The 26,046-nt window shown below is 34.9% G+C and carries 25 protein-coding genes and 1 pseudogene; 12 read left to right on the forward strand and 14 right to left on the reverse strand.

All coding sequences use genetic code 11. The features are described from left to right. Position 1: 1 nt before the first annotated feature. The gene (locus tag NBX25_RS19050; protein ID WP_123857330.1) at positions 2 to 1,252 is read right to left on the reverse strand and encodes a dicarboxylate/amino acid:cation symporter; all 1,251 of its coding nucleotides are present in this window, start codon (positions 1,250 to 1,252) and stop codon (positions 2 to 4) included. 220 nt (positions 1,253 to 1,472) lie between these two features. Between NBX25_RS19050 and NBX25_RS19055 the strand changes: the two genes are divergently transcribed. The 4 genes from NBX25_RS19055 to NBX25_RS19070 all read left to right on the forward strand — a co-directional run bounded on the left by NBX25_RS19055 (position 1,473) and on the right by NBX25_RS19070 (position 7,420). After that, the gene (locus NBX25_RS19055) at positions 1,473 to 1,955 is read left to right on the forward strand and encodes a BON domain-containing protein (RefSeq protein WP_123910473.1); all 483 of its coding nucleotides are present in this window, start codon (positions 1,473 to 1,475) and stop codon (positions 1,953 to 1,955) included. A gap of 10 nt (positions 1,956 to 1,965) precedes the next feature. Then, positions 1,966 to 2,385 carry an SH3 domain-containing protein gene (locus tag NBX25_RS19060; RefSeq protein WP_123857332.1) on the forward strand — a complete coding sequence of 140 codons (420 nt, stop codon included), beginning with the start codon at positions 1,966 to 1,968 and terminating at the stop codon, positions 2,383 to 2,385. A gap of 77 nt (positions 2,386 to 2,462) precedes the next feature. Then, the gene (locus NBX25_RS19065; RefSeq protein ID WP_250255002.1) at positions 2,463 to 5,168 is read left to right on the forward strand and encodes a TonB-dependent receptor; all 2,706 of its coding nucleotides are present in this window, start codon (positions 2,463 to 2,465) and stop codon (positions 5,166 to 5,168) included. Between the two features lie 392 nt (positions 5,169 to 5,560). Continuing rightward, positions 5,561 to 7,420, forward strand: a complete 1,860-nt coding sequence (locus NBX25_RS19070) for a CocE/NonD family hydrolase (protein WP_250255004.1) — start codon at positions 5,561 to 5,563, stop codon at positions 7,418 to 7,420. 200 nt (positions 7,421 to 7,620) lie between these two features. Here NBX25_RS19070 and NBX25_RS19075 read toward each other — a convergent pair whose 3' ends face one another. From NBX25_RS19075 to speB, 3 genes are all read right to left on the reverse strand, one after another. Then, positions 7,621 to 8,232 (reverse strand): alpha-ketoglutarate-dependent dioxygenase AlkB family protein, encoded by a 612-nt coding sequence (locus tag NBX25_RS19075; RefSeq protein ID WP_123910467.1) that lies wholly within the window; start codon positions 8,230 to 8,232, stop codon positions 7,621 to 7,623. A 230-nt stretch (positions 8,233 to 8,462) separates the two neighbouring features. Then, entirely contained in the window at positions 8,463 to 9,305 is an 843-nt protein-coding gene (locus NBX25_RS19080; protein ID WP_250255006.1) for a bifunctional helix-turn-helix domain-containing protein/methylated-DNA--[protein]-cysteine S-methyltransferase, read from the reverse strand. A gap of 69 nt (positions 9,306 to 9,374) precedes the next feature. Further along, entirely contained in the window at positions 9,375 to 10,235 is an 861-nt protein-coding gene (gene speB / locus NBX25_RS19085; RefSeq protein ID WP_123857337.1) for an agmatinase, read from the reverse strand. A gap of 262 nt (positions 10,236 to 10,497) precedes the next feature. On the opposite strand from speB, the gene NBX25_RS19090 reads away from it, so the two are divergent. Further along, the gene (locus NBX25_RS19090) at positions 10,498 to 11,157 is read left to right on the forward strand and encodes an HAD family hydrolase (RefSeq protein WP_250255007.1); all 660 of its coding nucleotides are present in this window, start codon (positions 10,498 to 10,500) and stop codon (positions 11,155 to 11,157) included. A gap of 115 nt (positions 11,158 to 11,272) precedes the next feature. Here NBX25_RS19090 and NBX25_RS19095 read toward each other — a convergent pair whose 3' ends face one another. From NBX25_RS19095 to NBX25_RS19115, 5 genes are all read right to left on the reverse strand, one after another. Next, positions 11,273 to 12,667, reverse strand: coding sequence for a type III PLP-dependent enzyme domain-containing protein (locus NBX25_RS19095; protein WP_123857339.1), 1,395 nt, complete (start codon positions 12,665 to 12,667; stop codon positions 11,273 to 11,275). Between the two features lie 122 nt (positions 12,668 to 12,789). After that, on the reverse strand, positions 12,790 to 13,665 hold the full coding sequence (locus tag NBX25_RS19100) for a tyrosine-protein phosphatase (RefSeq protein WP_250255009.1): 876 nt from the start codon (positions 13,663 to 13,665) through the stop codon (positions 12,790 to 12,792). 214 nt (positions 13,666 to 13,879) lie between these two features. Beyond that, entirely contained in the window at positions 13,880 to 14,509 is a 630-nt protein-coding gene (locus tag NBX25_RS19105) for a thiamine diphosphokinase (protein WP_250255017.1), read from the reverse strand. After that, on the reverse strand, positions 14,499 to 15,068 hold the full coding sequence (locus NBX25_RS19110; protein WP_115969229.1) for a cob(I)yrinic acid a,c-diamide adenosyltransferase: 570 nt from the start codon (positions 15,066 to 15,068) through the stop codon (positions 14,499 to 14,501). Before NBX25_RS19110 ends, NBX25_RS19105 begins: the two co-directional genes overlap by 11 nt. Before the next feature lie 327 nt (positions 15,069 to 15,395). Then, positions 15,396 to 15,980, reverse strand: coding sequence for a hypothetical protein (locus tag NBX25_RS19115; protein ID WP_250255019.1), 585 nt, complete (start codon positions 15,978 to 15,980; stop codon positions 15,396 to 15,398). Between the two features lie 176 nt (positions 15,981 to 16,156). On the opposite strand from NBX25_RS19115, the gene NBX25_RS19120 reads away from it, so the two are divergent. Then, positions 16,157 to 16,648, forward strand: a complete 492-nt coding sequence (locus NBX25_RS19120) for a DinB family protein (RefSeq protein ID WP_123857343.1) — start codon at positions 16,157 to 16,159, stop codon at positions 16,646 to 16,648. Positions 16,649 to 16,726: 78 nt separating this feature from the next. Here the strand turns inward: NBX25_RS19120 and NBX25_RS19125 are convergent, their stop codons facing one another. The 3 genes and pseudogenes from NBX25_RS19125 to lptB form a co-directional block, all read right to left on the reverse strand. Beyond that, a complete protein-coding gene (locus tag NBX25_RS19125; RefSeq protein WP_250255021.1) occupies positions 16,727 to 17,683 on the reverse strand; it encodes a helix-turn-helix transcriptional regulator in 957 nt (318 codons plus the stop codon). Positions 17,684 to 17,723: 40 nt separating this feature from the next. Continuing rightward, entirely contained in the window at positions 17,724 to 19,451 is a 1,728-nt protein-coding gene (locus tag NBX25_RS19130) for an ABC transporter ATP-binding protein (RefSeq protein WP_123911839.1), read from the reverse strand. Between the two features lie 550 nt (positions 19,452 to 20,001). Continuing rightward, positions 20,002 to 20,727: pseudogene (gene lptB, locus NBX25_RS19135) on the reverse strand (LPS export ABC transporter ATP-binding protein); the annotation flags it as partial. A gap of 140 nt (positions 20,728 to 20,867) precedes the next feature. On the opposite strand from lptB, the gene NBX25_RS19140 reads away from it, so the two are divergent. The 3 genes from NBX25_RS19140 (at position 20,868) to NBX25_RS19150 (ending at position 21,856) form a co-directional block, all read left to right on the forward strand. Continuing rightward, positions 20,868 to 21,164: a TM2 domain-containing protein gene (locus NBX25_RS19140; RefSeq protein WP_123910451.1), complete on the forward strand. Its 297-nt coding sequence runs from the start codon at positions 20,868 to 20,870 to the stop codon at positions 21,162 to 21,164. A gap of 68 nt (positions 21,165 to 21,232) precedes the next feature. Next, on the forward strand, positions 21,233 to 21,406 hold the full coding sequence (locus tag NBX25_RS19145) for a hypothetical protein (protein ID WP_164464452.1): 174 nt from the start codon (positions 21,233 to 21,235) through the stop codon (positions 21,404 to 21,406). A gap of 267 nt (positions 21,407 to 21,673) precedes the next feature. Next, positions 21,674 to 21,856: a bacteriocin gene (locus tag NBX25_RS19150; protein WP_123910449.1), complete on the forward strand. Its 183-nt coding sequence runs from the start codon at positions 21,674 to 21,676 to the stop codon at positions 21,854 to 21,856. A 63-nt stretch (positions 21,857 to 21,919) separates the two neighbouring features. Here NBX25_RS19150 and NBX25_RS19155 read toward each other — a convergent pair whose 3' ends face one another. Together NBX25_RS19155 and hemB are read right to left on the reverse strand one after the other, a co-directional pair. After that, positions 21,920 to 22,063, reverse strand: a complete 144-nt coding sequence (locus NBX25_RS19155; protein ID WP_164464451.1) for a bacteriocin-like protein — start codon at positions 22,061 to 22,063, stop codon at positions 21,920 to 21,922. Positions 22,064 to 22,202: 139 nt separating this feature from the next. Beyond that, positions 22,203 to 23,192: a porphobilinogen synthase gene (gene hemB / locus NBX25_RS19160; RefSeq protein ID WP_250255025.1), complete on the reverse strand. Its 990-nt coding sequence runs from the start codon at positions 23,190 to 23,192 to the stop codon at positions 22,203 to 22,205. A gap of 118 nt (positions 23,193 to 23,310) precedes the next feature. Between hemB and NBX25_RS19165 the strand changes: the two genes are divergently transcribed. From NBX25_RS19165 to NBX25_RS19175, 3 genes are all read left to right on the forward strand, one after another. Next, a complete protein-coding gene (locus NBX25_RS19165; protein ID WP_123857350.1) occupies positions 23,311 to 23,661 on the forward strand; it encodes a T9SS type A sorting domain-containing protein in 351 nt (116 codons plus the stop codon). Between the two features lie 105 nt (positions 23,662 to 23,766). After that, a complete protein-coding gene (locus NBX25_RS19170; protein ID WP_123910446.1) occupies positions 23,767 to 24,678 on the forward strand; it encodes an ABC transporter ATP-binding protein in 912 nt (303 codons plus the stop codon). A 4-nt stretch (positions 24,679 to 24,682) separates the two neighbouring features. Next, the gene (locus NBX25_RS19175) at positions 24,683 to 25,993 is read left to right on the forward strand and encodes an ABC transporter permease (protein WP_123910444.1); all 1,311 of its coding nucleotides are present in this window, start codon (positions 24,683 to 24,685) and stop codon (positions 25,991 to 25,993) included. Positions 25,994 to 26,046: the final 53 nt, after the last annotated feature.

Below are 26,046 nucleotides of genomic sequence, written 5' to 3' on the forward strand. Positions count from 1 at the left end.
TTTAAATTTTGTCTAAAGGTTCGGTTAATTGTCCTTCCCACTTCGATACTGCTGATGTAGCCAGTGTATTTCCTAATACGTTAGTCATACTTCTTCCCATATCACAGAAGTGGTCAATCGGTAAGATTAAAGCAATTCCTTCTGGTGGAATTCCGAACATTGAACAGGTTGCTACGATAATTACCAAAGAAGCTCTCGGAACTCCGGCAATTCCTTTTGAAGTTAGCATCAATACTAAAAGCATGGTGATCTGTTGTCCGATCGTCATTTCAATTCCATAGATCTGAGCAATAAAAATAGAAGCAAATGTCATATACATCATACTTCCATCCAGGTTAAAAGAATATCCTAAAGGTAAAATAAAAGATACGACTCTACTGTTACAACCGAATTTTTCAAGCTCTTCTACCAATTTTGGAAATACCGCTTCTGAACTGGTTGTAGAGAAAGCAATCAACAAGGGTTCTTTAATTCTTTTTAATAGATCAAATAGTCTGTTTCCTAAGATAAAATATCCTACCAATAAAAGAACCAGCCAAAGTACCCCCAATGCGAAGAAGAAATCTCTCAGATAGATGGCGTACACTTTAAAGATTTCAAAACCGTTGGTAGCCACCACAGCTGCAATTGCTCCCAATACTCCTAAAGGGGCAAACCACATGATATATCCTACCATTTTAAGAATACCATGAGCAATGATATCAAAAAGCTTCACCACTGGTTTAGAGTATTCTTCTCCTAAATTAGCTAAAGCAACTCCGAACATAATCGCAAACACTACAATCTGCAATACTTCATTGGTTGCAAAGGCTTCAAATAAACTTTTAGGAATCATATGCTTTACAAAGTCTTCTAATGAAAAACTTTTACTGCTTTTCAAAAGATCTTCTGCTGAGGCAACGTCCTGAACCGGTAATTTAGTTACATGCCCTGGCTCCAGCCAGTTTACAAGTATCAATCCGATAAAAAGAGAAATCAAAGAAGCGGAAATAAACCAAAGCATTGCTTTTGTTCCTACTCTTCCGATCATTTTGATGTCACTCATTTTAGCAATTCCTACCACAAGTGTAGTAAATACTAAAGGTGCAATAATCATCTGTACCAACCTGATGAAAACCGTTCCCAACAGTTTTATGTTCTTAGAAAAAGGTACTGCACTTTCCGGATACTGCACGTGTACAATTCCTCCAATTCCTACTCCCAGGATAAGCGCGATGATAATTGCTATAAAAAGTTTATTCTGTCCTTTCATATATATAGTTCAATTTGCGCAAATATAATGGTTTTTGAATTGACAGAATATTTTATTCTCATCATGTGAAAGCCGTATTAAGTTTTTGAAACATAAAAATTAAATCGCTGGTTCAGAAAATATTGTAAAAAATTTAAGAAAGATTTATTGAATTTTTATTCTTTTGGTACAAATTTTATTATTACATTTGATTGTATAACAACATTAATAAATATACAATATGAAAAAAACTATCGCAATGGCTGCATTAGCTGTAGCTGTATCTTTCGGGGCAGTTTCTTGTAAGAAAAAAGTTTCTGATGCCGAACTTCAGACTCAGGCTACCACTGTAGTAACTTCTAATCCCAATGCTTCTGTTGAAGTAAAAGAAGGTGTGGCTCACTTAAGCGGAACTTTCGCGGATCAACAATCTAAAGATGCAATGATTGCACAATTAAAAGCAATTAAGGGAGTAAAAGAGGTAATGGATATGTCTAAAGTTGAAGTAGCTCCAGCACCTGTTGAAACTAAATCTGCTGTAGATCCAGCTGTTCAGAAAAAAGTTCAGGATGCAGTAAAAGATTTCCCTACAGTAAAAGTAGAAGTTATCAATGACGAGCTTACTCTTACAGGAAATGTTTCTAAAGAACAGGCTAAGAAAATTAAGCAGTCTGTAGATGCGTTAAAAGTTGGTAAAGTAAAATTTAACTACACAGTAAAATAATTAATTTAAAATGAGCACATTACAAGATAAATATTCAGGCGTAGTTTCAGCGGCTCAGTCTGCTGGAATTTCAAATTTACAGGTTCAGGAACAAGACGGAATTTTATATGTTTCCGGAGATGCTTCCAATACAGCAGCGAAAGATGCTGTTTGGAATGCTTTAGGAGCTATTGATTCTACCTATTCTGCTTCAGATATCAATATTGATGTACAGGTTGCAGGTCTTGCTTCAGGAGCTTCTCTTACGGTAGCTACAGATGAATCTAATCTGAACATCAGACAAGAGCCTTCTACTGAAGCCGCTGTAGTAGGAAAAGCTGCAAAAGGTTCTGCTGTAACGCTAATTGAACAGACTTCTGATGACTGGTGGAAAGTAAAAACTGCTGACGGTCAGGAAGGATATGCTTACTCAAGATATTTAAGAGCATAAAAAATATTTTTTGAAATATTCTTAAGAGACATCCCTATATTGGGATGTTTTTTTATTTTTACGTTTTGGAAAGCTCAATGAAGAAAATCTTATTATTCGTGTTTTTGGTATGCAATTTCCTGATTGCCCATGCCCAAAGACTCCATATTGATGGAAAAATATTTGATCCGGAAAAAAAAACGGTAGAAAATGCCACCATATATCTGCTAAAGGCTAAAGATTCCTCCATCATCAACTATACAACAACCAATAAAGAAGGTAAATTCTCATTGCAAACTGATGAGATAAGAGAACCTTCATTTTTAAAAATTGATACCGAAAAATTATCTTATTCAAAGGCTCTCGAAAAAATTGAGCAGTCATTATCCCTGGGCGACATAGAACTTGAAAAAAAGAAAGTGATTAATATCGATGAGGTAAAAATTACTGTATCTCCTGTGAAAATTAAAAATGACACCATAGAATTTAATGCTTCTGCCCTTAAAGTACGACCGGACAGTCAAATAGATGAACTTTTGAAACAGATTCCGGGAGTAGAGATAGGCAATGATGGAAAAATTACAGTTAATGGAAAAGCCGTAGACCAGATTATGGTCAATGGAAAACCATTTTTTGATAAAGACGGAAAAACAGCATTACAAAATCTTCCCGCAGATATCATTAAAAACATCCAATTTACCACCACTAAAACTAAAGAAGAGGAACTGACCAAAAGAGCTCCGAAGTCTCAAAACACCACCATTAATTTTAATATTGATGAGAAAAAGAACAAGGGCCTTATGTCAAAAATATTGGCGGGATATGGTTCTGATAAGCGGTATGAAGGAAATGTATTCTTAAATTATTTTAAAGGAGATACCAAAATCAGTGCTTTAGCATCCGCTAATAACATTAATTCAAAGAGCAGCTCGGGAGATCAGATCTTTGACACCATGGGACGTGGCAGCGGTCAGCAGGGAGGTGGAATTCAAAAATTCAGCAGCTTTGGACTGAATTATAATGACAAGCTTGGAAAAGATGCTAATCTTGACAACCTCAGCTTACAATATACAGATTCTGAAACAGAAACCCGTTCCAAAGCTTCAAAAACGACCCTTCTTCCCGACTCTACTCTTAAAACGGATTCTGAGAGCAGTAATGAAAATGAATCAAGGCAATATAATTTCAACAGCTCAGTAGGAATAAAACTGGATTCACTGACCAACGTTTATATAGCTCCTTCCTTTTCAAAATCAGAAACATTCAGCGCAGGACGATCCATATCTTCAACTTTAAAAGATAATCAACTTTTGAATGAAAGTAAAAATATCACTCAAACTAAAGGAGAAACCAATACTTTCAGCCCCAATATTAATTTTTTCAGAAACTTCCGGAAAAAGAACAGGTCACTGATGGCCATGATCAATACTTCTATTACGGAGTCTAACAATAATAACATCAATCAGTCACTGAATACTTTTTATAAAGATTCCGGGATGACTACCGACAACCGTGATCAGTTGCAGAAAACCCGTTCCCAGGATAATAATTATAGTTTTATGGCTAAGTATACGGAACCTGTCTCAGATTCTGCAACAATAGGTTTTAGTTTACAATACAACTCAAAATTAACCAGAGATCTAAAGGATTTCAATGATTTTGATCCTGCCACAGGACAGTATTCTCAATATAATACTCGTCTTTCCAACAGTATGGATCAAAGAATCAATCAATTTACCCCTGAGTTATCTTATTATCTTTATAAAAAGAAATTCGGCTTATGGGCTATGGTAAATGCTGATATCTCAGATATGAATGTAAATTCAGTCTTTAATGGGCAATTGTACAACCTTCAGAAAAACTTTGTCCTTCCCAGGTATTCAACCAATATCCGATATTCTTTTAAGGATCGCCAATCGTTGATTTTATCCAACTCTTCCAGTTTCACGATTCCTGATCCCGGAAAAATGATTCCTTTTAAGGATGAATCTAATCCTTTAATTACCAATACTGGAAATCCCGATCTTAAAAATACCTGGAGCAACGAAACAAACCTATCTTTCAACAGTTATAACATCATCAAGAATCTAAACTATTATATCATGGCTGGATTCACCTATAGAAATAATGATGTTATCAATTATTCCAAATATGATAATTCAGGAAGACAGATTATTACCTACAGCAATATCAGCGGAAATAAAAGCTTTAGCTTCAGCACGGGCCTAACCAAAACGTTTAAATGGAATGACCATAAGCTAAGAATAGCTCCAAGATTCAGTATGAATTACAATTACAATAATGGATTCATCAATGGTGAAGCATATAAAAGCAGGGCCTATAGCTTCAACCCAGGGCTTAATCTGAATTATGAAATCAAAGATATTTTTACCATAAAACCCTCCTATAGTCTTGGATATAGCTTTTCAAACTATACAAACTATAATGTGAACACAGTGAACACAACCAACCAGTCTTTAAAGGTTGAAGTCACCAATTATTTGTTTCAAAAAGCTTTTTTCATCGGGAATGATTTTTCTTATAATACCAATTCAAATATTGCTCCGGGATTTAAAAAAGATTTCTACTTCTGGAATGCCAGTGTAGGATATTCATTCTACAATAAACAGCTGACTGCAAAAATAAAAGTGTATGATGTACTGAATCAAAATCAAAGTGTAAAAAGAACGATTACGGATTCTTATTTTGAAGACCGTGAAGATCTGATCCTGAAACGATACATCATGTTTTCCCTTAGTATGAAACTCAATAAGTTTGCCGGTAAAAAACCTAAAAAGAACTAAACACCATACTTTTATATATTTTTATAAATTGCCGGAAATTTTCCGGCTTTTTTAGTTTTAACCGAAAAAGTCACAAAAGTTCTAAACACTTAAGTTATTTTTAATTGACTACTAACTGTTTGAGAAGTATATTTAAGCTTCCGAAAACCTAAGATTTCATTAATATCTCAGTTGAAGACGTAAATATTCGCCTCCATTGGAGAAGTGACAAAATCTATGATTTTGTCGGGGTGGTTCTATCCGCCCACGACCATCCCTTCACTCCCAAAATTCTATTACAAATTCCACAATCAACAGTAAAAAATCAAAACAAATCCACTTTTAAAGGAAGATTCATCTGAGAAAATGCTGGGAAAGTATTTTTATTTCTAAATTAGCCACAAATTTTACTTATGAAGACCCATATTTCAGTTGTATTCATTCTTCTTTTCATTCTTGGAAAGGCTCAGAATACGGAACAAAAAGACAATTTCGTTAAAGATAACTTTACCAAGAAGGAATTTTATATCCCCATGCGTGATGGCGTGAAACTTTTCACTGCTGTTTATATTCCTAAAGATATTTCAACCAAGAACAAATATCCGTTTCTAATGCAGAGAACGTGCTATAGCATTGCTCCTTATGGTGAAAATGAATACAAAACCAAAGTGGGCCCTAACACCTATCTGATGAAAGACAAATACATTTTTGTGTATCAGGATGTACGTGGAAGATATATGAGCGAAGGAACTTTCACCAATATGACTCCACAGGTAGAACGTAAAACTAAAAAAGATGTTGACGAAAGTACAGATACCTATGATACTATAGACTGGCTTTTAAAAAACGTTAAAGATAACAATGGTAAGGTAGGACAATTCGGAACTTCTTATCCCGGGTTTTATACAGCTGTAGGAACATTAGCACAGCACCCGGCCTTGGTTGCTTCTTCACCGCAAGCTCCTATTTCCGACTTCTGGAATGATGATTTTCTTCACAACGGAAGATTTATGCTGGGATATTTCAGAACATTCCCTGTTTTTGGAGTTCAGAAAACAAAACCAGAGCAAAAGGCTTGGTATATGGACTCCTTCATTAAACAAACTTCTGAAGATGGTCTAAAATTCTACAGAGACATGGGAACCCTGAAAGATGGCTATGAAAAGTACTATAAAAATAATTTCTTCATGACGGAAATTATGAATCATACCAATTATGATGAATTCTGGCAAAAAAGAGGACTGCTTCCACATCTTAAGAATATCAACCACGCAGTAATGACTGTTGGAGGCTGGTTTGATGCGGAAGATCTTTCCGGACCTTTAAATATCTACAAAACGATTGAGAAAACAAGTCCAAAGGCTAAAAATACGATTGTAATGGGCCCGTTCTCTCATGGTGGATGGTCTCAGGAACAAGGTAAGCATTTTCACAGTGAGACTTATTTTGGAGACAGTATTGCAACGTATTACCAGAAAAATGTAGAAACAAAATTCTTCAATCATTATCTGAAAGGAAATACTAAAGAAGATGCCGGGCTTCCTGAAGCTTTGATGTATGATACCGGAGCAAAACAATGGAAAGAGTTTACTTCTTATCCTCCTAAAAATGCTCAGAAAGTAAATTTCTATCTTTCTGATAAAACATTAAAAAATACTTCAGGACAAGGATATTCAGAATATTATAGTGATCCTAATAATCCGGTTTTAAGTTCTGACCATTTAAAGGATTTCAATGGTTTTACGCCTAAAAATTATATGTCGGAAGATCAGAGATTTGCTGTAGGAAGGCCTGATGTATTAACGTTTACAACCGATGTATTGACAGAAGATATGACTTTTGCAGGAGAAATTATGGCAAAATTGAATATTTCGTCATCTTCTACAGATGCAGACTTTGCGGTAAAACTAATTGATGTTTATCCCGAAGATTTCAAACCAGCTGAAAAAAAAGACGGTGTGATTTATGGAAACTATCATCAAATGGTAAGAAGTGAGATTATGCCTGCAAGATTCAGAAATACCAAAGAGAAAGGAGAAGCATTAGTTCCTGATCAGAAAACAGCGGTAAACTTCAGGCTTCAGGATGTGGTTCATACCTTCAAAAAAGGACATAAAATCCAGATTCAGATCAGCAGTACTTGGTTTCCATTATTTGCTTTAAATCCTCAGAAATTCATGGATAATCCAAATTTTGCTTCTAAGGAAGATTATACCAAGGCATTTATTAAAATATACGGTGACAGTTCTATTGAGGCTGAAATCTTAAAATAAATTGAAAAAGCTGTTCGGATGAACAGCTTTTTTATTTTTGGGTTCCAACAGATCTCACAGGTTTACACAGATGATGACGTTATAAATCTACGTGATTTGCTTAATCTGCGAGAGCTTTTAATTCTTCAATAAAGATGATTATTTCCCACTGATTACACAGATTTTCACAGATGATTGCGTTATCAATCTGCGAGAGCTTTTTATTCTTCAATCGTTCTGAAAGTGAGGTTTACTCTTGGGGTTTTCACTTTTGTTGTAGGTGGAAGTCTGTGAAGCCAATTGTCCTGAGTGGTTCCTTTCATAATAAGCAGGCTTCCGTTTTCAAGAAATATTTCTACCTTTTCTTTAGTTGTTTTATGCTTAAATAAAAACTTTCTCTCAGCTCCGAAAGTCAGGGAAGCGATGGCTCCATGTTTTTTCAAATCGGTTTCACCATCACTGTGATAAGCCATTCCTTCACTGCCGTCATGGTATAAATTAAGTAAACAGGAATTGTAAGTTTCACCTGAAACTTCCTCACATTTCTGTTTTAGTTTCAACAGCTCTGGCGTCCAGGGTTTTGCATATTTTGTTCTATTGGAATAGGTATATTCAAATGCTTTTTCTCCGAACCAAGCTACTTTCCGTTTAGTAAGAATTAATTTTCCGAAAACGACAGCCTCATCATTTTGCCATGGGATCTGATTAAATAAATAATCATAATACACATCAGATTCATCTTTTGAAAACACTTTTCCATAGTACAGAACGGTGCCATCATAGGATAAGAGGCTTAGAGGATAATCCGGTGTTTCGTCGAATAGGCTGAGCATTATTTTTTGTTTTTAAGAATACAAATTACGTAATGTTTTGGAAATAATTAGGGTAGTGAACCATCCCGTCAAAAATTCAAAGAATTTGTGACACCCTCCGCAGGAAGAGAATATTTTTCTCTTTAACTGAGATATTGATAAAATCAGAGATTTTTTAAGAACCTAAGTGGACTTCTCAAGCAGTTAATTGTCACTTAAAAAACTTTTGTGACTTTGTGGTTAAAAATATTTTAGGAGTAAAGTTGTGAACTCTCCCACCCCACAATCATCTGCTTTCTATCACTTCCCCATCGGTAACCGCCGAGATGTCCCGTAGACTGAATGACACGGTGACAAGGGATGAGAAATGCCACAGGATTACTGCCTATCGCCGTCCCCACTGCTCTTGAAGCTTTAGGATTCCCTATTTTTTCTGCAAGACTGCCATAAGTAGATAGTTTTCCCATAGGAATGGTTAATAAACTTTCCCAAACCTTTAACTGAAAATCGGTACCTTTTAAATGAAGTTTGATCGTATTGAGTTTCGTCCAGTCTTTATTGAATATAGACAAGGCGTTTTTCTGAAGGGTATCTTGCTTTTCAAAAAAAGAAGCATTAGGAAATTTATGCTGTAAATTCCCTAATGCTGTTTCTTTATCGTTTTCAAAAGCCATATAGCAGATTCCTTTTTCTGTAGAAGCTACCAGGATATTCCCAAACGGACTTTCTGAAAAACTATAATTGATAACAAGGCTTTTTCCACCATTTTTATATTCTGCCGGAGACATTCCTTCTATTTTCACAAACAGATCATGCAATCTGCTTGTACTGGAAAGTCCCGTTTCATATGCGGTATCAAAAATACTTGCCTTTTCTTCCTTCAGTAAATTTTTAGCATGCTCAAGACTAATGAACTGTAAAAATTTTTTCGGACTTGTTCCTGCCCAATCTGTGAAAATCTTCTGAAAATGGGCCGGACTCAAGTGAATATTCTCTGCCACTTCCTCCAAACTTGGCTGAAGCCTGAAATTGCTCTGGATATACTCTATCGCTTTAGCAATTCTGTTGTAATCTATTTGACTTTGTGTGGACATTTTGTATTGTTTTTACCTCACAAATTTCCAAAGAATATACGGCAGAAAAAATCCGATTCTTGCGGAATATTAGTTATCGTTGTTATAAATATCGTTATAAGCAAGCATTTTATAGTATAACTTAGCCGCAAGGAAAGCTGTTGGCTTAGCCATTGGAGAATCCATTAATTCTACAATATCAAATGCCACTACGTTACATTTTTCAAATACTTTTCTTAATAATTCCAATGTTGGATACCATTGTAATCCACCCGGTTCAGGAGTTCCTGTAGATGGAGCAATAGAAGGATCGAAAGCATCAAGGTCAATTGTGATATATACGTTTCCTGAAACTTTTTCCAATACATCATTCACCCAGTTCTCGTTGTGAGCAATCTCATGAGCAAAGAATACTCTACCTTCTGGTAAATACTGAGCTTCTTCAGCATCCATAGAACGGATTCCCACCTGAACTAAGTTATGCTTCTGGTTTGCTTCAAACACAGCACAAGCGTGATTAGAAGTAGAACCATGGAACTCAGGACGTAAATCTGTGTGAGCATCTAACTGAAGAACTGTAAGGTTTTCAAATTTCTCACCTACTGCACGAATAGACCCAATAGAAACAGAGTGCTCACCACCAAATAAAGTGAATACTTTTCCTTCATTGTTCAATAACTCTTTTGTTTTTTGATAAACAGCTTCTGTCATTGCTTCAGGACTAGAATTTTCTGAAACTTCTCCAGCCAGATATACTCCCTGAAGGTAAGGCTCAGTTTGTGTTTCAATGTCATAAAGTTCCATATTTTCAGAAGCGTCTAGGAATAATTCCGGACCTTTATCAGCTCCTTTTCCCCATGTTGAAGTTCCATCATAAGGAACAGTTACCAACATTACTTTCGAATTCTCTAACGTTGCGTTTTCCTCGGGAATTCCTGCGTATGTTTTCATGCTTTATTTTAAAATTTTAATGTTGTAATTAATGACAAAGATACGAAGAGTTTGTGAGTTGGAGAGTAAGAGTTGAGAGAGTTTGTGAATGAAGGTTTCTGGGTAAAAATGAACTTTCCTTATAATAACGTCCAGCCTCCATCTTCTGGTCTTACTCTACTCCTTATCTCAAACCCAGTCAGTTAAGAAATGATATTTCCCTAATTCTGCATTAACTTTCACCTTTCAGCTCAATTTCCTACTTTTGTGAAAAACTTAGAATATGTCTTTAAAAGCTGTTCTTTTCGATATGGATGGGGTAATTGTAGATACAGAACCATTGCATAGAAAAGCCTATTTCAAAACGTTTGATGAATTGGAAATTGCAGTTTCCGAAGATTTATACACTTCTTTTACCGGTGCTTCAACAAAAAGGGTTTGTGAAACATTAATCAGTCAATTTGACTTGAGTCATACACACGAAGCGATTGCAGGGATCAAAAGATCACATTTTAAAGATTATTTTTATAATGATGATGAGTTTGACCTGATTCCAGGAGTAAAAAACCTGATTCAGCATTATCACGAAAATGGTATCAAGCTTATTTTAGCTTCTTCGGCAACGATGATAACCATTAATATGGTATTTGAGAAATTCGGACTGGAAAAATATTTCAGTGGAAAGATCAGCGGTGCGGATTTAAAGGAATCCAAACCTCATCCGGAAGTTTTTCTATTGGCAGCTGAAATGGCAGCTGAATCTGTTGAAAACTGTATGGTGATTGAAGATTCTACGAATGGCATTCTGGCAGCCCACAGAGCTAAAATATTCTGTGCTGCTTATAGAAGTCCACATTCAAAAAATCAGGATTACACATTAGCTGACACTGTGGTTTCTGATTATGAAGACCTTGAACTGGACAAAATTTCAAAATATTTTTAAATAACAAAAGCTCTCAGGTATCCTGAGAGCTTTTGTTATGTATAAGTTGTGGCTAAAGCCAATCGACTTATTATTTTTGTAAACAGGGTTTAGCCCGTTTCTATTGATTACAAAATTATTTATAACCTAAAAGTCTCAATATATCTTCCGGTTCCTGTTTTTCACGGAAAATTTCATACTGTAATTCACCGTTTTCATCTTTCTGAATAAGGACGTGTCTTGGCTGAGGCATCAGACAGTGGTGTACTCCACCATATCCTCCGATGGTTTCCTGATAAGCTCCTGTATGGAAGAATCCGATATACAACGGCTTCGTATCACTGAAAACAGGCAGATAAATGGCATTCGTATGTTGTTCAGAGTTATAATAATCATCTGAATCACACGTCAATCCCCCTAAAAATACTCTTTCATAGCTATCCTCCCAACGGTTTAACGGAAGCATAATAAAGTGTCTTGAAATGGCCCATGTATCAGGAAGTGTCGTCATGAAAGAAGAATCAATCATGTTCCACTTTTCTCTGTCATTCTGACGTTTCTGAGAAATGATCTTATAAAGGTTTGCCCCACTTTCTCCAACGGTAAAACTTCCAAATTCAGTATAGATGTTTGGTTCTTCTACTCCTTCTTCTTCACAGAATTTTTTGATCTGAGAAACAATTTCCTCTACCATATATTGGTAATCGTAATCAAAATTCAGAGAGGTTTTGATAGGAAAACCTCCACCAATATTCAATGAATCCACTTCAGGAGCGATTTTCTTCAAACGTGCATATACACGAAGACATTTGTACAATTCGTTCCAGTAGTAAGAAGTATCTTTGATTCCCGTATTAATGAAAAAGTGAAGCATTTTCAATCTTGCATTCGGGTGTTCAGCGATCTTCTGGCTGTAATAAGGAATGATATCTTTATATCCGATTCCTAGTCTTGAGGTATAAAATTCGAACTTAGGTTCTTCTTCTGAAGCGATTCTGATCCCGATATTGAACGTAGAATCTATACTTTCTGTAAGCTTATCCAGTTCACGGTAATTATCCAAAATCGGAGTAATGTTTCCAAAACCACTATTGATCATATCTGAAATATTGGTCAGATAGTCATCAGTCTTGAATCCATTACAGATTACCTCAATGTTTTTATCTACTTTCCCTTTCTCATAAAGAGATTTTACAATATCCATATCATAGGCAGAAGACGTTTCTATCGAAATATCGTTCTTCAGTGCCTCTTCCAATACGAAATTGAAATGACTGGATTTTGTACAGTAACAGTAGGTATAATTCTTTTTATATTCAATTTTTTCAAAAGCTTCTTTAAACCAGCTTTTGGCTTTTTGAATATTTTGAGAAATTCTCGGCAGATAGCTAATCTTTAGCGGAGTGCCAAATTGTTCAACTACGTCCATCAATGGAACGTCGTGAAACAACAAATTGTTCTCAGAAACATTAAATTCCTCCGTAGGAAAATATAATGTCTGATCAATAAGTTCCGAGTACTTTATTTTCATTTCTAAACAAGTGAATTAAGAAATGCAAAATTGCTAAAAAAGTTTGATTTTTAGGTGTTAAAATTATTATAATTTTAAATAAAACAACAATATTGTTGTTTAGAGAAATTTACCCCTGATAATCAGAGGGTAAACTTTTGAATATATCCCTCTCTTTTGACTTCAGAAATACCTAATACCTGCTGAATATAAGCATCTATAGAACCATATTTTTTATCAATCGCTCCAAAAGCTGCATCAAGGTATCTTTTTTCTACCCAACTTAACTTCTCCAAAACCTGTAAATCCATCTTCGGATACAGGAAATGAAGGTTATTTGCTAAGCGAAGTCTTTTCTCTACCAAAGGCTTTCGAAAATTGTTGGACAAAAGATATTCATTATAGATGGTTTCTTTATCAAATTTCAATATTGTAAGCAGTAAAGCGGTTACAATACCGGTTCTATCCTTACCTGCTGTACAATGATAAAGAACAGGTTTCTCAGATTCCAGAATCTCTGTAATGATGGTTTTTATGATTTCCGGATTTTCAGTAACATATTCACGATAAAAATCAATCATTCTTTTGTCTGCATCAGAAGCATTTACCTTTCCTTTCAGCACAAGTTTTCTTGCCTGTGACAACTGGTCTCCTTCATCTTCAAATGCTGAATATTTCTTATACGTAATTCCATTCGGCAAATGATCAGGGCTCTCAAAAATCTCTTTTGAATTCCTTAAATCTATAATTTCTGTAATGCCTAATTTTTCAAACTCATCAAAAGATTTCTCTTTAAGTTTATGAAGATGAGCACTTCTGTAGAACATTCCTTCTTTTAAAGATCGTCCTTCGGTATTTTTAATATTGCCAACTGCCCGGAAGTTATGAACCTTTTTAATCTTAATCACCTTTTCCGTTTGGTTTTTACCATATTCAGGGCGCTCAAAATGCTGTGTTTTGCATGAGAGAATACAGAATAATGAAATAGTGACAACCGATATTTTGATGAATGTATTCAATATTTTTTTGTTTAACCACAAAAGGCTCAAAAAAGTTCTCAGAACATATTTTGAGACTTCTGTGGTTTAAAATTTTACTTTATTATTAGGTTTTGGCTAAAGCCAATAGACTTTATTTTATACTAAAACCCATTTCTATTGATGTAATATCAGATTAATTTTATTATCTGAAAAAATGGATTAACACCATTTTTGTAATTCATGTTTTTTTAAATTACAAATAATTTTTGCCAATAAAAATCAACAAATCTCCTTTTTCATAGGTAATGGAAACCTCATCTTCCACTGCAAAATTCCGGGTTCCAATTCTTGAGGTAATGTTTAAACTTCCATTATCCAAGGGCCAATTCAATCCTTTTGTTGTAATTTTTTCAGCTGCAGGAAATGGATATAGGGAAACCATTTTATCTTTTATTCCTTTTATTATAAAATTTTTAGGAATGAAGTAATATTCTGAAAATTCATCATAAAACTTCACTTTCAATTTATCTTTAAATGCATAAGCAACCGTCAGATTTCCTAAAAAGTGATCCTGCTCACCCCCACTTCCGCCATAAACATCTACATTCTTCCCTCCTTTTTCAATGATAATATCCAGTGCTTTATAAAAATCAGTGTGATTCTGATCCGGCGTATGGATAAACTTTTCCTGGTAAATATTTTCATCAGATCCGGAATGGGAATCAAAATCACCGGAAATAAAATCCAGTTTATCTAAAGGAAATCCAATCCTTTTAAGATAATGAAAAGCACCATCTGTACAGGCAATCAAATCATAATGATCCGGATTTGGAAAAGTTTTGGGAGCTTCTCCGTTGATGAAAAGTAATACTTTATCTCTCATTCGGGTTCCAGTATTCTTCCGGTTCGTTGTTTAGTTTTGATATATACCTTGCCAATACGAAAAGGTAATCTGATAATCTGTTTAAATATTTTATTAATTCAGGACGTACCTCTTCAGCCTCATTTAAGAACACCAATGAACGTTCTGCTCTTCTACAGATGGTTCTTGCCGCATGTAAAAAGGTTGCAGGTTTTCCACCTCCAGGAAGAATAAAATATTGAAGAGGTTCCAGTTTTTCGTCAAAAATATCCATCCACTGCTCCAATTCCTCGATTTCTGTTTCTGAAATAATGATGGGAAGACGCGATTTTCCGTTTGCCAACATCAGTTTATCTACAGGTGTTGCCGCTTCTGAACCTACCGTGAATAAATCAAACTGGATTTTTTTCAATTGTCTCAAAACTTCTTCATCCTCAATATGACTTTTTGCAATTCCGATGAATGAATTGAGCTCATCTATATTTCCATAGCTGTCAACTCTTGCACTGGCTTTAGAAACTCTTGTTCCGCCATAAAGTGCCGTCTGACCTTTATCTCCTGTTTTTGTATAAATTTTCATAGTACTAAAATACCTTTTTTTGGACAATGTAAAAAGTAAAATGTATTCATGATAGGTATGTAACACTATTATTAGAATATATTTAACCACAAAAGGCGCAAAAGTTTTTAAACACTTAAGTTATTTTGGGTGACTACTAACTGCTTGAGAAGTACACTAAAGTTTTTTGAAAATCTCCGATTTCCAACCATATTTCAATTGAAAGACTGTACACATTCCCTCTTTATCAGAGAAATGGCAAAAATTCAAAGATTTTTTGTCGGAGTCGTCTTAAACACTCGCAATGACTCTCATAAAAAACGGCCGGCAAAAGCCGGCCAATCCAAATTATTTATTTACCTCTACGTATTGTATGATGGTCTGGTTTTTAGGGTTGTAGATAAGCGTACTACTGTTAGGGAATCTTTTCAGCTTATAATACTGAATACTTTTATCCGTTTTAATATCTTCTAAAAAGCTTGTATCAAAAGTATTATCCGGAAGAAATTTTGAAAGAAGACTTATTTTACTGACGATGCTTTGTCCATCAATTTTTCTTGCTGTTTTATCTGATTTTCCTTCATCAGAAGTCGGCTGCTTTTCTAAAAAAGGAAGCACTACAGCAATATCTGCTTTGTACTTAAAGATATACCCTTCGGTTCCTGTAGGAAGTTTTATTTTTTTTCCTTTTTCTTCTGAAATCATATCAGATCCGGCATTAGGAAAAACAGTATTGAACTTTACATCCTCAGAATTTGTTAGTGAATTAATAGATTCATTCACTGTTTTTTTAACAGTCTCTTCTACTGCTTCCTGAGCTTTCTGCTGTACCTTTTCTGTGGTTTCCTGAACCGTTTGATCTATCTTCTCTTCAATTTTATTACATGATACTAATAAAAAAGTGGCCATAACAGGCAAAATATACTTCTTCATAATTCTAAATAATCATTTTCTTTTTATTAATATACTTCTCTTAAACGGAAAAGTAGTCTTTAATATTTTAGCAAAGAAATAAAATATTTTTTCAGCATCAAAAATCCTACTGACAAACTGTTGTCATCACCCGCTCATACCTTTGTATCAACAATAACAAACAAAAACGATACATTATGACAACTACAGCAACAGCAACCCAGCAATTCATGACTACTGAGCAATTATTAAAGGATTGGCAAGGGCACAGAAACCTGACAAGAAGAGTAATTGAAGCTTTTCCAGAAAAAGAATTATTTGAATTTTCAATTGGTGGAATGAGACCATTCGCTAAAATGGCAACAGAACTACTCAATATTGGAGGAGTTGCTTTAAAAGGAATCATTGAAAATAATATGGAAGCTTACAACGAAGAAGGTTTTACTCCAAAAACCAAAGAAGAACTCCTTAAAAAATGGGATGAAGAAACTGAAGTTATCAATCATTACTTCAGACAAATCACTGAAACGCGCTTCCAGGAAACGTTTAATTTATTCGGACAATATGAGTTCCCGGTATATGAGAACATTCTTTATTTTGTAGATAACGAAATTCACCACCGTGCACAGGGATATGTTTATCTGAGAGCTTTAGGAATTGAACCGCCTTTCTTCTGGGAAAGATTCTAATAAAAGTATCCTTAATAAACCATTTCATCTATTTGCCAATAAAAGTCAATCTCCCTCAGCAGTTTTCTGCTGAGGTTTTTATTGATGTCTTTCCATCATTTTGACAAGCAATTCGCCCATTCTAACCCGAAGACTTTCCGGCTCAAGGATGGTGGCATAGTCTGCAAAAGTAATAACCCAGCGGGGAAATCCATCGTTGATCCATTCTGTTTCAAAAGTAAGTTCCATTCCCTGGTCGGTTTCTACTTCTTCAATCAGACCATAATATTTTTTAGAATTGACAAGGTGAGCCATTATCTTTTTATCTACCAGGAGTTTTGCCTTCACTTTATTCCCATGTGATTTTCTGTAATCATTAATCTGGCCATATTCTTGCAAAAAGGGAGTCTGTGTTTTGAAAATCTGCAAAATACGATCTACCCTGAATTGTCTGAAATCTTTCCTCAACGTACAGTATGCCATGATATACCAAAAATTAAATTCAAAGAAAATCCCAACAGCTTCAATCGTTCTGTTAGTTACTCTTGAATCCACCGTCTGGTATTCAATATTCAACTGTGTTTTCTCGGCAATACTTTCCAGAATAATGGGAATAACATTCTTCAGAGAATCTTCCTCCTTCTGTTGGGTATGAAAATTAAAAACATCAATCTGTTTTTCAATATTCTGAATCAAATTTTTATCTGAATACCTCAACACTGAACGTACCTTTTCCATAGCAGTCTGATAATGATTTCCCAAACTCTGGTGGGAAAACTTCTGCATAAGCTTTTCAGCAGTAATAAAACTCAAAACCTCTTCCTTGGTAAACATCACCGGTGGAAGTTTATAGCCTTCCATCAGAGAGTATCCGTTTCCTGCTTCTCCAATGATTGGTATTCCTGCATTCTCCAAAGTTTTTACGTCCCGGTAAATGGTTCTTACACTGACATCAAATTTTTCAGCCAGATCCTGTGCCCTTACTACAGGTTTAGACTGCAGCTGGGTAAGAATGGCTGTGACGCGGTCTAGTTTTTTTAGATAGTGATCGTTCATGTTCTGACAGTTGTTGGCTGAAGATAAGCCAACAAAATTATTAATTTTCTTTAAGAGTATTCACCAATTTATCGAGATTTAAACTTCTTGCTGAGGCATCAAAGATTTCACGATAGGTTCCTTCTTTATTGTACAGTTCATCATGAGTTCCATTCTCCACCACTCTTCCTTTTTTCATAACATAGATCATATCTGAATCCAGAATCTGAGATAATGAATGGGAAATTATGATTACAGTTCTTCCCTCTTTAATAGCATCTAAAGAATTTTTAATCTGTTCGGTAGCAATGGCATCCAGACTTGCTGTAGGTTCATCCAGAAATATAATCGGAGGATTCTTCAGAAACAGTCTTGCGATGGCAATTCTTTGTTGTTGTCCTCCGGAAAGTTGGGTAGCATCATGTTGATAACCGGTAGGAAGATCCATAATCTGATCATGAAGGTATGCTTTTTTAGCTGCGGCCTGAATTTCTTCAAAGCTGGCATTCATATCTCCGTAGCGGATATTGTCTTCAATACTTCCCTGAAAAATGTGATTCTTCTGAAGAACGAGTCCCAAATCACTTCTCAGAAATGTATTATCAAATTCATTTAAGTTCACATCATCCAGTAGAATTTCTCCTGAATCTGGCAGATAAAATTTACATAAAAGATTAATTACCGTTGATTTTCCAGCTCCGCTTAATCCCACCAATGCGGTTGTCTTTCCATTTTCAATTTTCATGGAAACATCGTGTAAGGCTTGTGTTCCGTTAGGATAAGTAAAGTTTACATTTTTCAGTTCAAAAGTTCCTTTAATTTTCTTTTCTACAAAACTTCCATTCGGTTCGGCTTCATTATCAGCATTAAGAATATCAAAATATCCTTCTGCATAGATCATTGCATCATTCATATCATCGTATATCCTATGTAGTTGACGAATTGGTGCTGATACATTGTTGAAAAGCATAATATGAAGCATAATGGCTCCGATAGTCATCTGTTGATCGAGTACCAGATAAACTGTTAGAAGGATAATTAAAACCACTCCAAACTGTTCTATGAAAGTTTTTAATCCATCATAAATAAAGTTGGTTCTTCTGGTGAACATCTGGCTTTCCATCAGCTGCATCTGCAGATCATATTGTTTTTTACCTTCAAATTTTTCACGAACAAAACTTTTAATGACCATAATAGAATTAACCAGATTCAATAGACCGGAGGTTTTCTTCTCCCTCTGATTTCTAAGTTGCCGGCGTACTCCACTTAGTTTTTTAGCTTGTAATGAACTGATGTAAAAATAGATTGGAACAATGATCGTAGAAACTGCTCCCACATATACATTCTGCATATACATAATGATAAGCGCAATAATCGCATTGGAAAAAAGCGGAAGAATATCAATGAAAAAATTCTGTACTAGTTTTGTTAAACTTTCAATACCGCGGTCAATTCTGATTTGTAACTTTCCAGATTCGTGGTTTTCATCATTAAAATAAGCCACACGATAGCCCAAAATTTTATCAATGGCAGATTGTGCCAGCACAGAACTGACATTAATTCTAATCTTTTCCCCATAAAACTTCTGCCCGAAGTTGATAAAAATATTCAATAGCTCCTTTCCCAGTAAAATAATAGAAATAATGATCAGGATATGAATTCCTTCTGTCATCGGATGAGGAAGATGAGTAAGCTTGGTTACCTCATCTACTGTATACTTCAATACAATTGGGTTTACTTGTGCGGCTAAAGCACCAAGGAATGTAAGAAACAAAGTTCCGTAAATCATCGGCCGATAAGGTCTGATGAATGGAACAAGTTGTTTATAAATCCCAAATAAAGTAACTGTTCTGTTGAATGGTTTTGCCATAGGAATTATTTAAACTGAAAAACGTACCGTTTCGAAAAGAAAAGGTACGTTTTATTATAATTTTTAGCAAGTATTTCTTGCTTATTCTAAGACTTATCAAATATTAAGATATATATGACCCGGGGCTTATTTTTTATCCCTCATACATATATGTCGTCAGATAATGAAGCTCTGGTCTGCTTACTTCTTTAGATTCAGCTTCTGCCTGCTCCAGAGAATATTGTGAATTGATTTCTTTTTTCTGGAAAACAAATGAGTTGTTTGCATTTTTATCCACTACGTCATTAAAGATATGTTCGATCTCAGAATTAGCCAGTGAAGCAAAGCTGATATCCTCAAAACCATACATGAGTCTCAAGTCATCAAATTGCTTAAAGTTTTCATCTACAAATCCTTGTAGTTGAGCTTTTGAGTCAAAATTACCTGCCCAGATATTGTAGGCATATTTTTTCTTTTTCGGTTTGTCTAAAATGCTTTGGTATACAAAGTTTTCTCCAAGATAAGCTTCTCTTACCTGTGGATCATTAGCCAAATCTTCCGGAAGTCCTTCTTTAAGAATCTTCCCTTCAAACATAATATACGTTTTGTTGGTAATAGCAAGCGTCTGCTGTACATTGTGGTCAGTGATTAGAATTCCGATATTTTTATCTACAAGACTTCTTACAATCTTTTGGATATCTTCCACTGCAATTGGGTCTACCCCAGCGAAAGGTTCATCCAGAAGAATAAAATTCGGGCTTGTAGCTAAACAACGGGCAATCTCCGTTCTACGTCTTTCTCCTCCGGAAAGAAGATCTCCTCTGTTTTTACGAACGTGCTGTAAAGAAAATTCCTCGATCAGTTCATCACATTTGATTTGCTGTTCGCGTTTTGAAAGTTTTGTCAACTGCAATACTCCCATAATATTTTCCTCTACAGACAATTTTCTGAAAACGGAAGCTTCCTGTGCCAGGTATCCGATTCCCTTTTGGGCTCTTCGGTACATCGCATCTGTAGTAATCTCCTGTTTATCCAGAAAAATTTTTCCTGAAGTAGGCTTAACCAACCCTACGATCATATAAAACGATGTAGTTTTTCCTGCCCCGTTCGGACCAAGCAAACCAACAATCTCTCCCTGCTGAACCTGTACAGAAACGCCTTTTACAACTTTTTTAGGACCGTATTCTTTGATTAAGTTTTCTCCGCGTAAAATCATAGGGCAAATATATCAAAAATATAAACTTCACTTATAGGTTAATGTAAACTTGTTGATCTTAAATGTAAACTTATTCACTTCCAAATCATTTCATTATTTTAAACTACTTATTGTAAAAAATCAATTACAAACATTAAGAAATGGAAAATTACGGTTACACCAAAACAGAAAATACAGGAAATCAGCAACAGACTAATATGCCTTACCGTTCAGAGAAAAAACTTCCTGCTGCTCTATTGGGTATTCTTGTAGGTTGGCTAGGCCTAAATAAATTTTATCTTGGATATACCAAAGAAGGCATTATTCAGTTAGTTCTGAATATTGTTACCTGCGGGATTGCCTCTATTATTCCTTTTATTGAAGGCATCATCTATCTTTGTATGGATGACAGACAGTTTGATGAGACCTATGTCTATGGAAGAAAACCATGGTTATAATTAAATATCAAAAACAATATGATATATTTTCATTATTTTAGAGTACCTAATTAATAAAAATATTCACCATGAAAAAATTAACAAAAAAAGATTTGAAAATAATCAACGGCGGATACATTGGATACCCAGATGACTATGGCAATTGTCTTCCAGGATGGTATCTTTGCCCTACCAATGTCTGTATTTTTGATGACGGCGGGAACAAACCTATAGATCCAAAAGATTCGTTTTGCTTTGGGTAAAAAAATGGCTGTTCAAATCTGAACAGCTTATTTTATATATTATTTCTATGATCATTATTCCCCTTGAATAATAAAATGGTTTGCCTTTTTGATCATCTTTTCTGTTTTATCACTTCAGCAGTAAAAGACTCTTATAACACCCATCTTTAAAAAGGATAAATTAATACCAATATATTGAGCATTCATTTTTTCGCAAAAGAAAAATATCTCAAAACAGTGTGATATTTTTTATTATCTTAGGCTCACAAACCAATAAAAATAATTATTATGAAAAAATTAAGTAAAAAAGATTTGAAAACAATCAATGGCGGAAGTATTCGTTTTCCTGATTCACAAGGCAGATGTCCTGCTGGTTGGTACCTATGCCCTACCAATGTTTGTGTGGATGATAAAGGCGGAGAAAGTCCTATTCGTGAAGGACATCGTGATTATAAAGCATGTTTTGGATAAAAAGCTACATTATACAAAAAAGAGATTGCTGATGAAGCAATCTCTTTTTTGTATGTATGTCAATTAATCAGGACAAGCTACATGATTGATTGTGCATGGGTGCCAAATACCTTTACATAATGTCCCGCAATTTGGGTCATCAATGATTACTTCTCCTCCTTTAATTCCTTTCAATTGGTTTCTTTCGATCTTCTTTAAATTTTTCATAATAATTATTTTAATTTTTAGAATTCTAATATAAGAATATTCTCTATATAAAGAATTATTTCGAAAATATTTTTTGAAAGCTTACAAAAAAATAGACTGCCTTACTGACAGTCTATTTTAAAAGATATTTGAATTTCTTTTATTTGTTTAAAATCATCGCTGCTTCCTTAGCAAAATAAGTAAAGATCATATCTGCACCTGCTCTTTTGAAACAAGTAAGACTTTCAATGATCGTTTTGTCGTTATCCAACCAACCGTTCTGAACCGCTGCTTTCACCATCGCATATTCACCGCTTACGTTATAAACAGCAATTGGAAGATCAATGGCTTCACGTACTTTAGAAACGATATCCAAATAAGGAAGACCTGGTTTAATCATGATAACATCTGCTCCTTCATCAATATCTTTAAATACTTCGTTCAAAGCTTCACGAGTATTGTGGAAATCCATCTGATAAGTCTTTTTATCTTTCGGAATTTCAACATTTTCTTTAGGAGCACTGTCTAAAGCGCTTCTGAAAGGTCCATAGAAAGAACTTGCATATTTTGCAGCGTAACTTACGATACCAACATCTGTGAATCCACTTTCTTCCAATGCTTCACGAATTACCTGAACTCTGCCATCCATCATATCACTTGGCGCCACAAGGTCTGCTCCTGCTTCTGCATGAGATACTGACATTCTTGCTAATGCCTCGTTGGTAGCATCATTTAAGATTTTTCCGTTTTCAATAATTCCGTCGTGTCCGTAGATTGAATAAGGATCTAAAGCAACATCAGGCATTACCACCATCCCTGGAACAGCATCTTTGATCGCTTTGATTGTATTCTGCATCAATCCGTTTTTGTTCCATGCTTCTTTTCCTGTATTATCTTTTAGATTTTCGGACACCTTCATGTACAAATTGACAGCTTTTACGCCCAAAGAAAATAATTCCTTACATTCTTTTACTGTTAAATCTATGCTTCGCCTGAAAATTCCCGGCATCGACGGGATCGGTTCCTGCATGTTTTCGCCCTCCATTACGAAGATCGGCATTACAAAATCATCAGTTGTAAGCACATTTTCTCTTACCAAACTTCTGATAGATTCATTAACTCTAAGTCTTCTATTTCTTGAATGTATCATTTTGGAATACTTTTTGAATAAGTTTTTACAAATTTACTATAAGTTATACAAAAAACTATTGTATGAAATTATAGAATTTGTTATATTTGTTATATATATTCGAGAAATTATAAATTTGATGAAAAAATTTTTACTTTTATTTTTATTTGTAGGCGCTTTTGTTGGATTTTCCAACAATTTACAAGCTCAGCTTAGAGAGCCGGGTTCCATCACTCAGAAGGCAGATGATGGTGTTTTGCTTGCCTATCCAAATCCTGCAAAGGATTTCCTTATCATTAAGGCAAAAGATTCTTCTTTGAGAATCAAAAGTGTGACTTTTTATTCTATTTTGGGTATGCAAGTTGCCAATTATACAGTCAATATGAACTCCGGAGAGATTAATATTGAAAAATTAAAACCCGGAAAATATCTGATTCGTTATATTTTGAGCGACAACACGCAGAAAGTTACTCAAATCGTGAAACAATAAATTAAGATCCTGATAATCATCAGGATTTTTTCTTTTATAGCAATCTCTTTTAATATTTACGTAACTTTAAGGACTTTTTTCTACTAATTGTAAAAAAACAACTTAATGCTAAGAGCTGAACATATTAAAAAGACCTATAATACCGGAAAAAAGGTCGCATTGGATGATTTCAGCATCCATGTTCCTAAAGGAAGTATTTACGGGCTTTTAGGACCCAACGGAGCCGGAAAAACTTCATTCATTCGTATCATTAACCAGATTACCCAGGCAGACTCCGGAGAGATCTTAATCAATGGAGAAAAACTGAATCCAAACCACATCAAAGATATCGGTTATATGCCTGAAGAAAGAGGTCTATACAAAAATATGAGTGTAGGTGATCAAATCCTGTACTTTGGAGAACTAAAGGGAATGAGCAAGAATGATGCTCTGAATGAAGCGAAAAAATGGTTTGAAAAACTGAACATCGACCAATGGTGGAAGAAAAAACTTTCCGAACTGTCTAAAGGAATGGCACAAAAGATTCAATTTGTGGTAACCGTACTTCACCGGCCTCATCTTTTAATCCTTGATGAACCTTTCTCAGGTTTCGATCCTGTAAATGCCAATCTCATCAAAGATCAGATCATTGATTTGAAAAATAACGGAACGACCATCATTCTTTCTACCCACAGAATGGAAAGTGTGGAGGAAATGTGTGATTATGTGGCACTGATTAACAACTCCAAGAAAATCATTGATGGAAGGGTTTTTGACGTTAGAGAGAAATTCAAGAAAAATATTTTTGGAATTACCCTTTCTGAAGTGAATAGTGAACAATTAGAGACCTTCAGGAACAAATATGAACTTTTCAACTTTTCCAATGAGAACAGTCTCGTTTCTTTTGATCTGAAAAATGAATCGGATCAAAATAATATCCTTCTTGACCTTGTGCAGGTAGGAAAAGTAAGATCATTTGACGAAAGAATTCCTAGTATGAATGAAGTGTTTATTAACGCTGTAAGTAACCATTCTTAATTTTATGAAAAATATTTTTTTAATTACAAAGAGGGAGTTTCTTACGCAGGTTAAGAAAAAATCCTTTATCATATTGACTTTATTGGCACCTGTTATGATTATTGCCTTTGGTGCAGTAATCGGATTAATGTTTAAGGCCAATGAATCGCACAGTATTATTGAGGTTGTTGACAAAAGTGGTTTATTCACGAATCAGTTGAAATCTAACGATAAACTGAACTATGTATTTGTTTCTGCAGCAGATGAAAAATCCAAGATCAATAATTTAAAAGGAAATGAATCTCTAGACGGGATCTTAATTTTACCTGAATTAAAAGGGCAAAATTATGAAGAGCTTGAATCAGGAGCAAGATTGGTTATCAACAGTAAAATGGGCTTTGACACCAAACAGAAAATTGTTTCTGATATAAGTAATGTTGTTAAAAAAGAAAAAATCAAGCAATTAGGAATCCAGGAAACTCAGCTGAATGATCTTGATAAGAGTTTCAGCCTGAAAACGATTAATGTTGCAGATAACAACAAGGAAGATTCTGACCTTACTTTTGGTGTTAAATCCGGACTTAGTATGGTTCTGATGTATGTTACCTTTATGTTCATTATTATCTACGGAGTAAGAGTAATGCGAAGTGTACTGGAAGAAAAGAACAACCGTGTTGTAGAGATCATTATTTCTTCTGTAAAACCTTTTGAACTGATGATGGGTAAAATCCTTGGAGTAACATTGGTTGCTCTTACCCAGTTTTTGATCTGGATTACCATGTCTGTGATCGGAGCTTTGGTTTTAAATACGGGATTCTCTCCACTTCAACAAAACGTTCCCGGTGCCAATGAACAAATGGCAAGTAAACTTGATATGACACAGCTTGCTACCCAAATTTCCCACAGCTTACTGGAGCTTAACTTCCCATTGATTATTTTTGTATTTATTGTTTTCTTCCTTTTAGGATATATATTTTACAGTTCCATTTATGCAGCCATTGGTTCTGCGGTAGATAATGAAACAGAAACACAACAATTCACTTTATTTGCAATTTTACCATTAACTCTGGGAATGTATGGAAGTTTTTCATTAATGAACAATCCTGACGGTCCAATGGGCTTCTGGTTATCTATTATTCCATTTACTTCACCGGTGGCGATGATTGCCAGAATACCGTTCGGAGTTCCGGCATGGCAAATTGCCTTATCTATTGTGCTATTATTGGCTACCACCGTCTTTATGATATTCCTTGCTGGAAAAATCTATCGTGTAGGAATTCTGATGTATGGAAATAAGGCTACTTTAAAAGAGCTTTGGAAATGGATTAAAGGTTAATTCCCAGGATAAAAACTTTGAAAATTTAAAGGGCAAATTTGCAACAAGCGAAT

It is taken from the genome of Chryseobacterium sp. Marseille-Q3244 (assembly GCF_940807095.1).
Classification (GTDB): Bacteria; Bacteroidota; Bacteroidia; order Flavobacteriales; family Weeksellaceae; genus Chryseobacterium.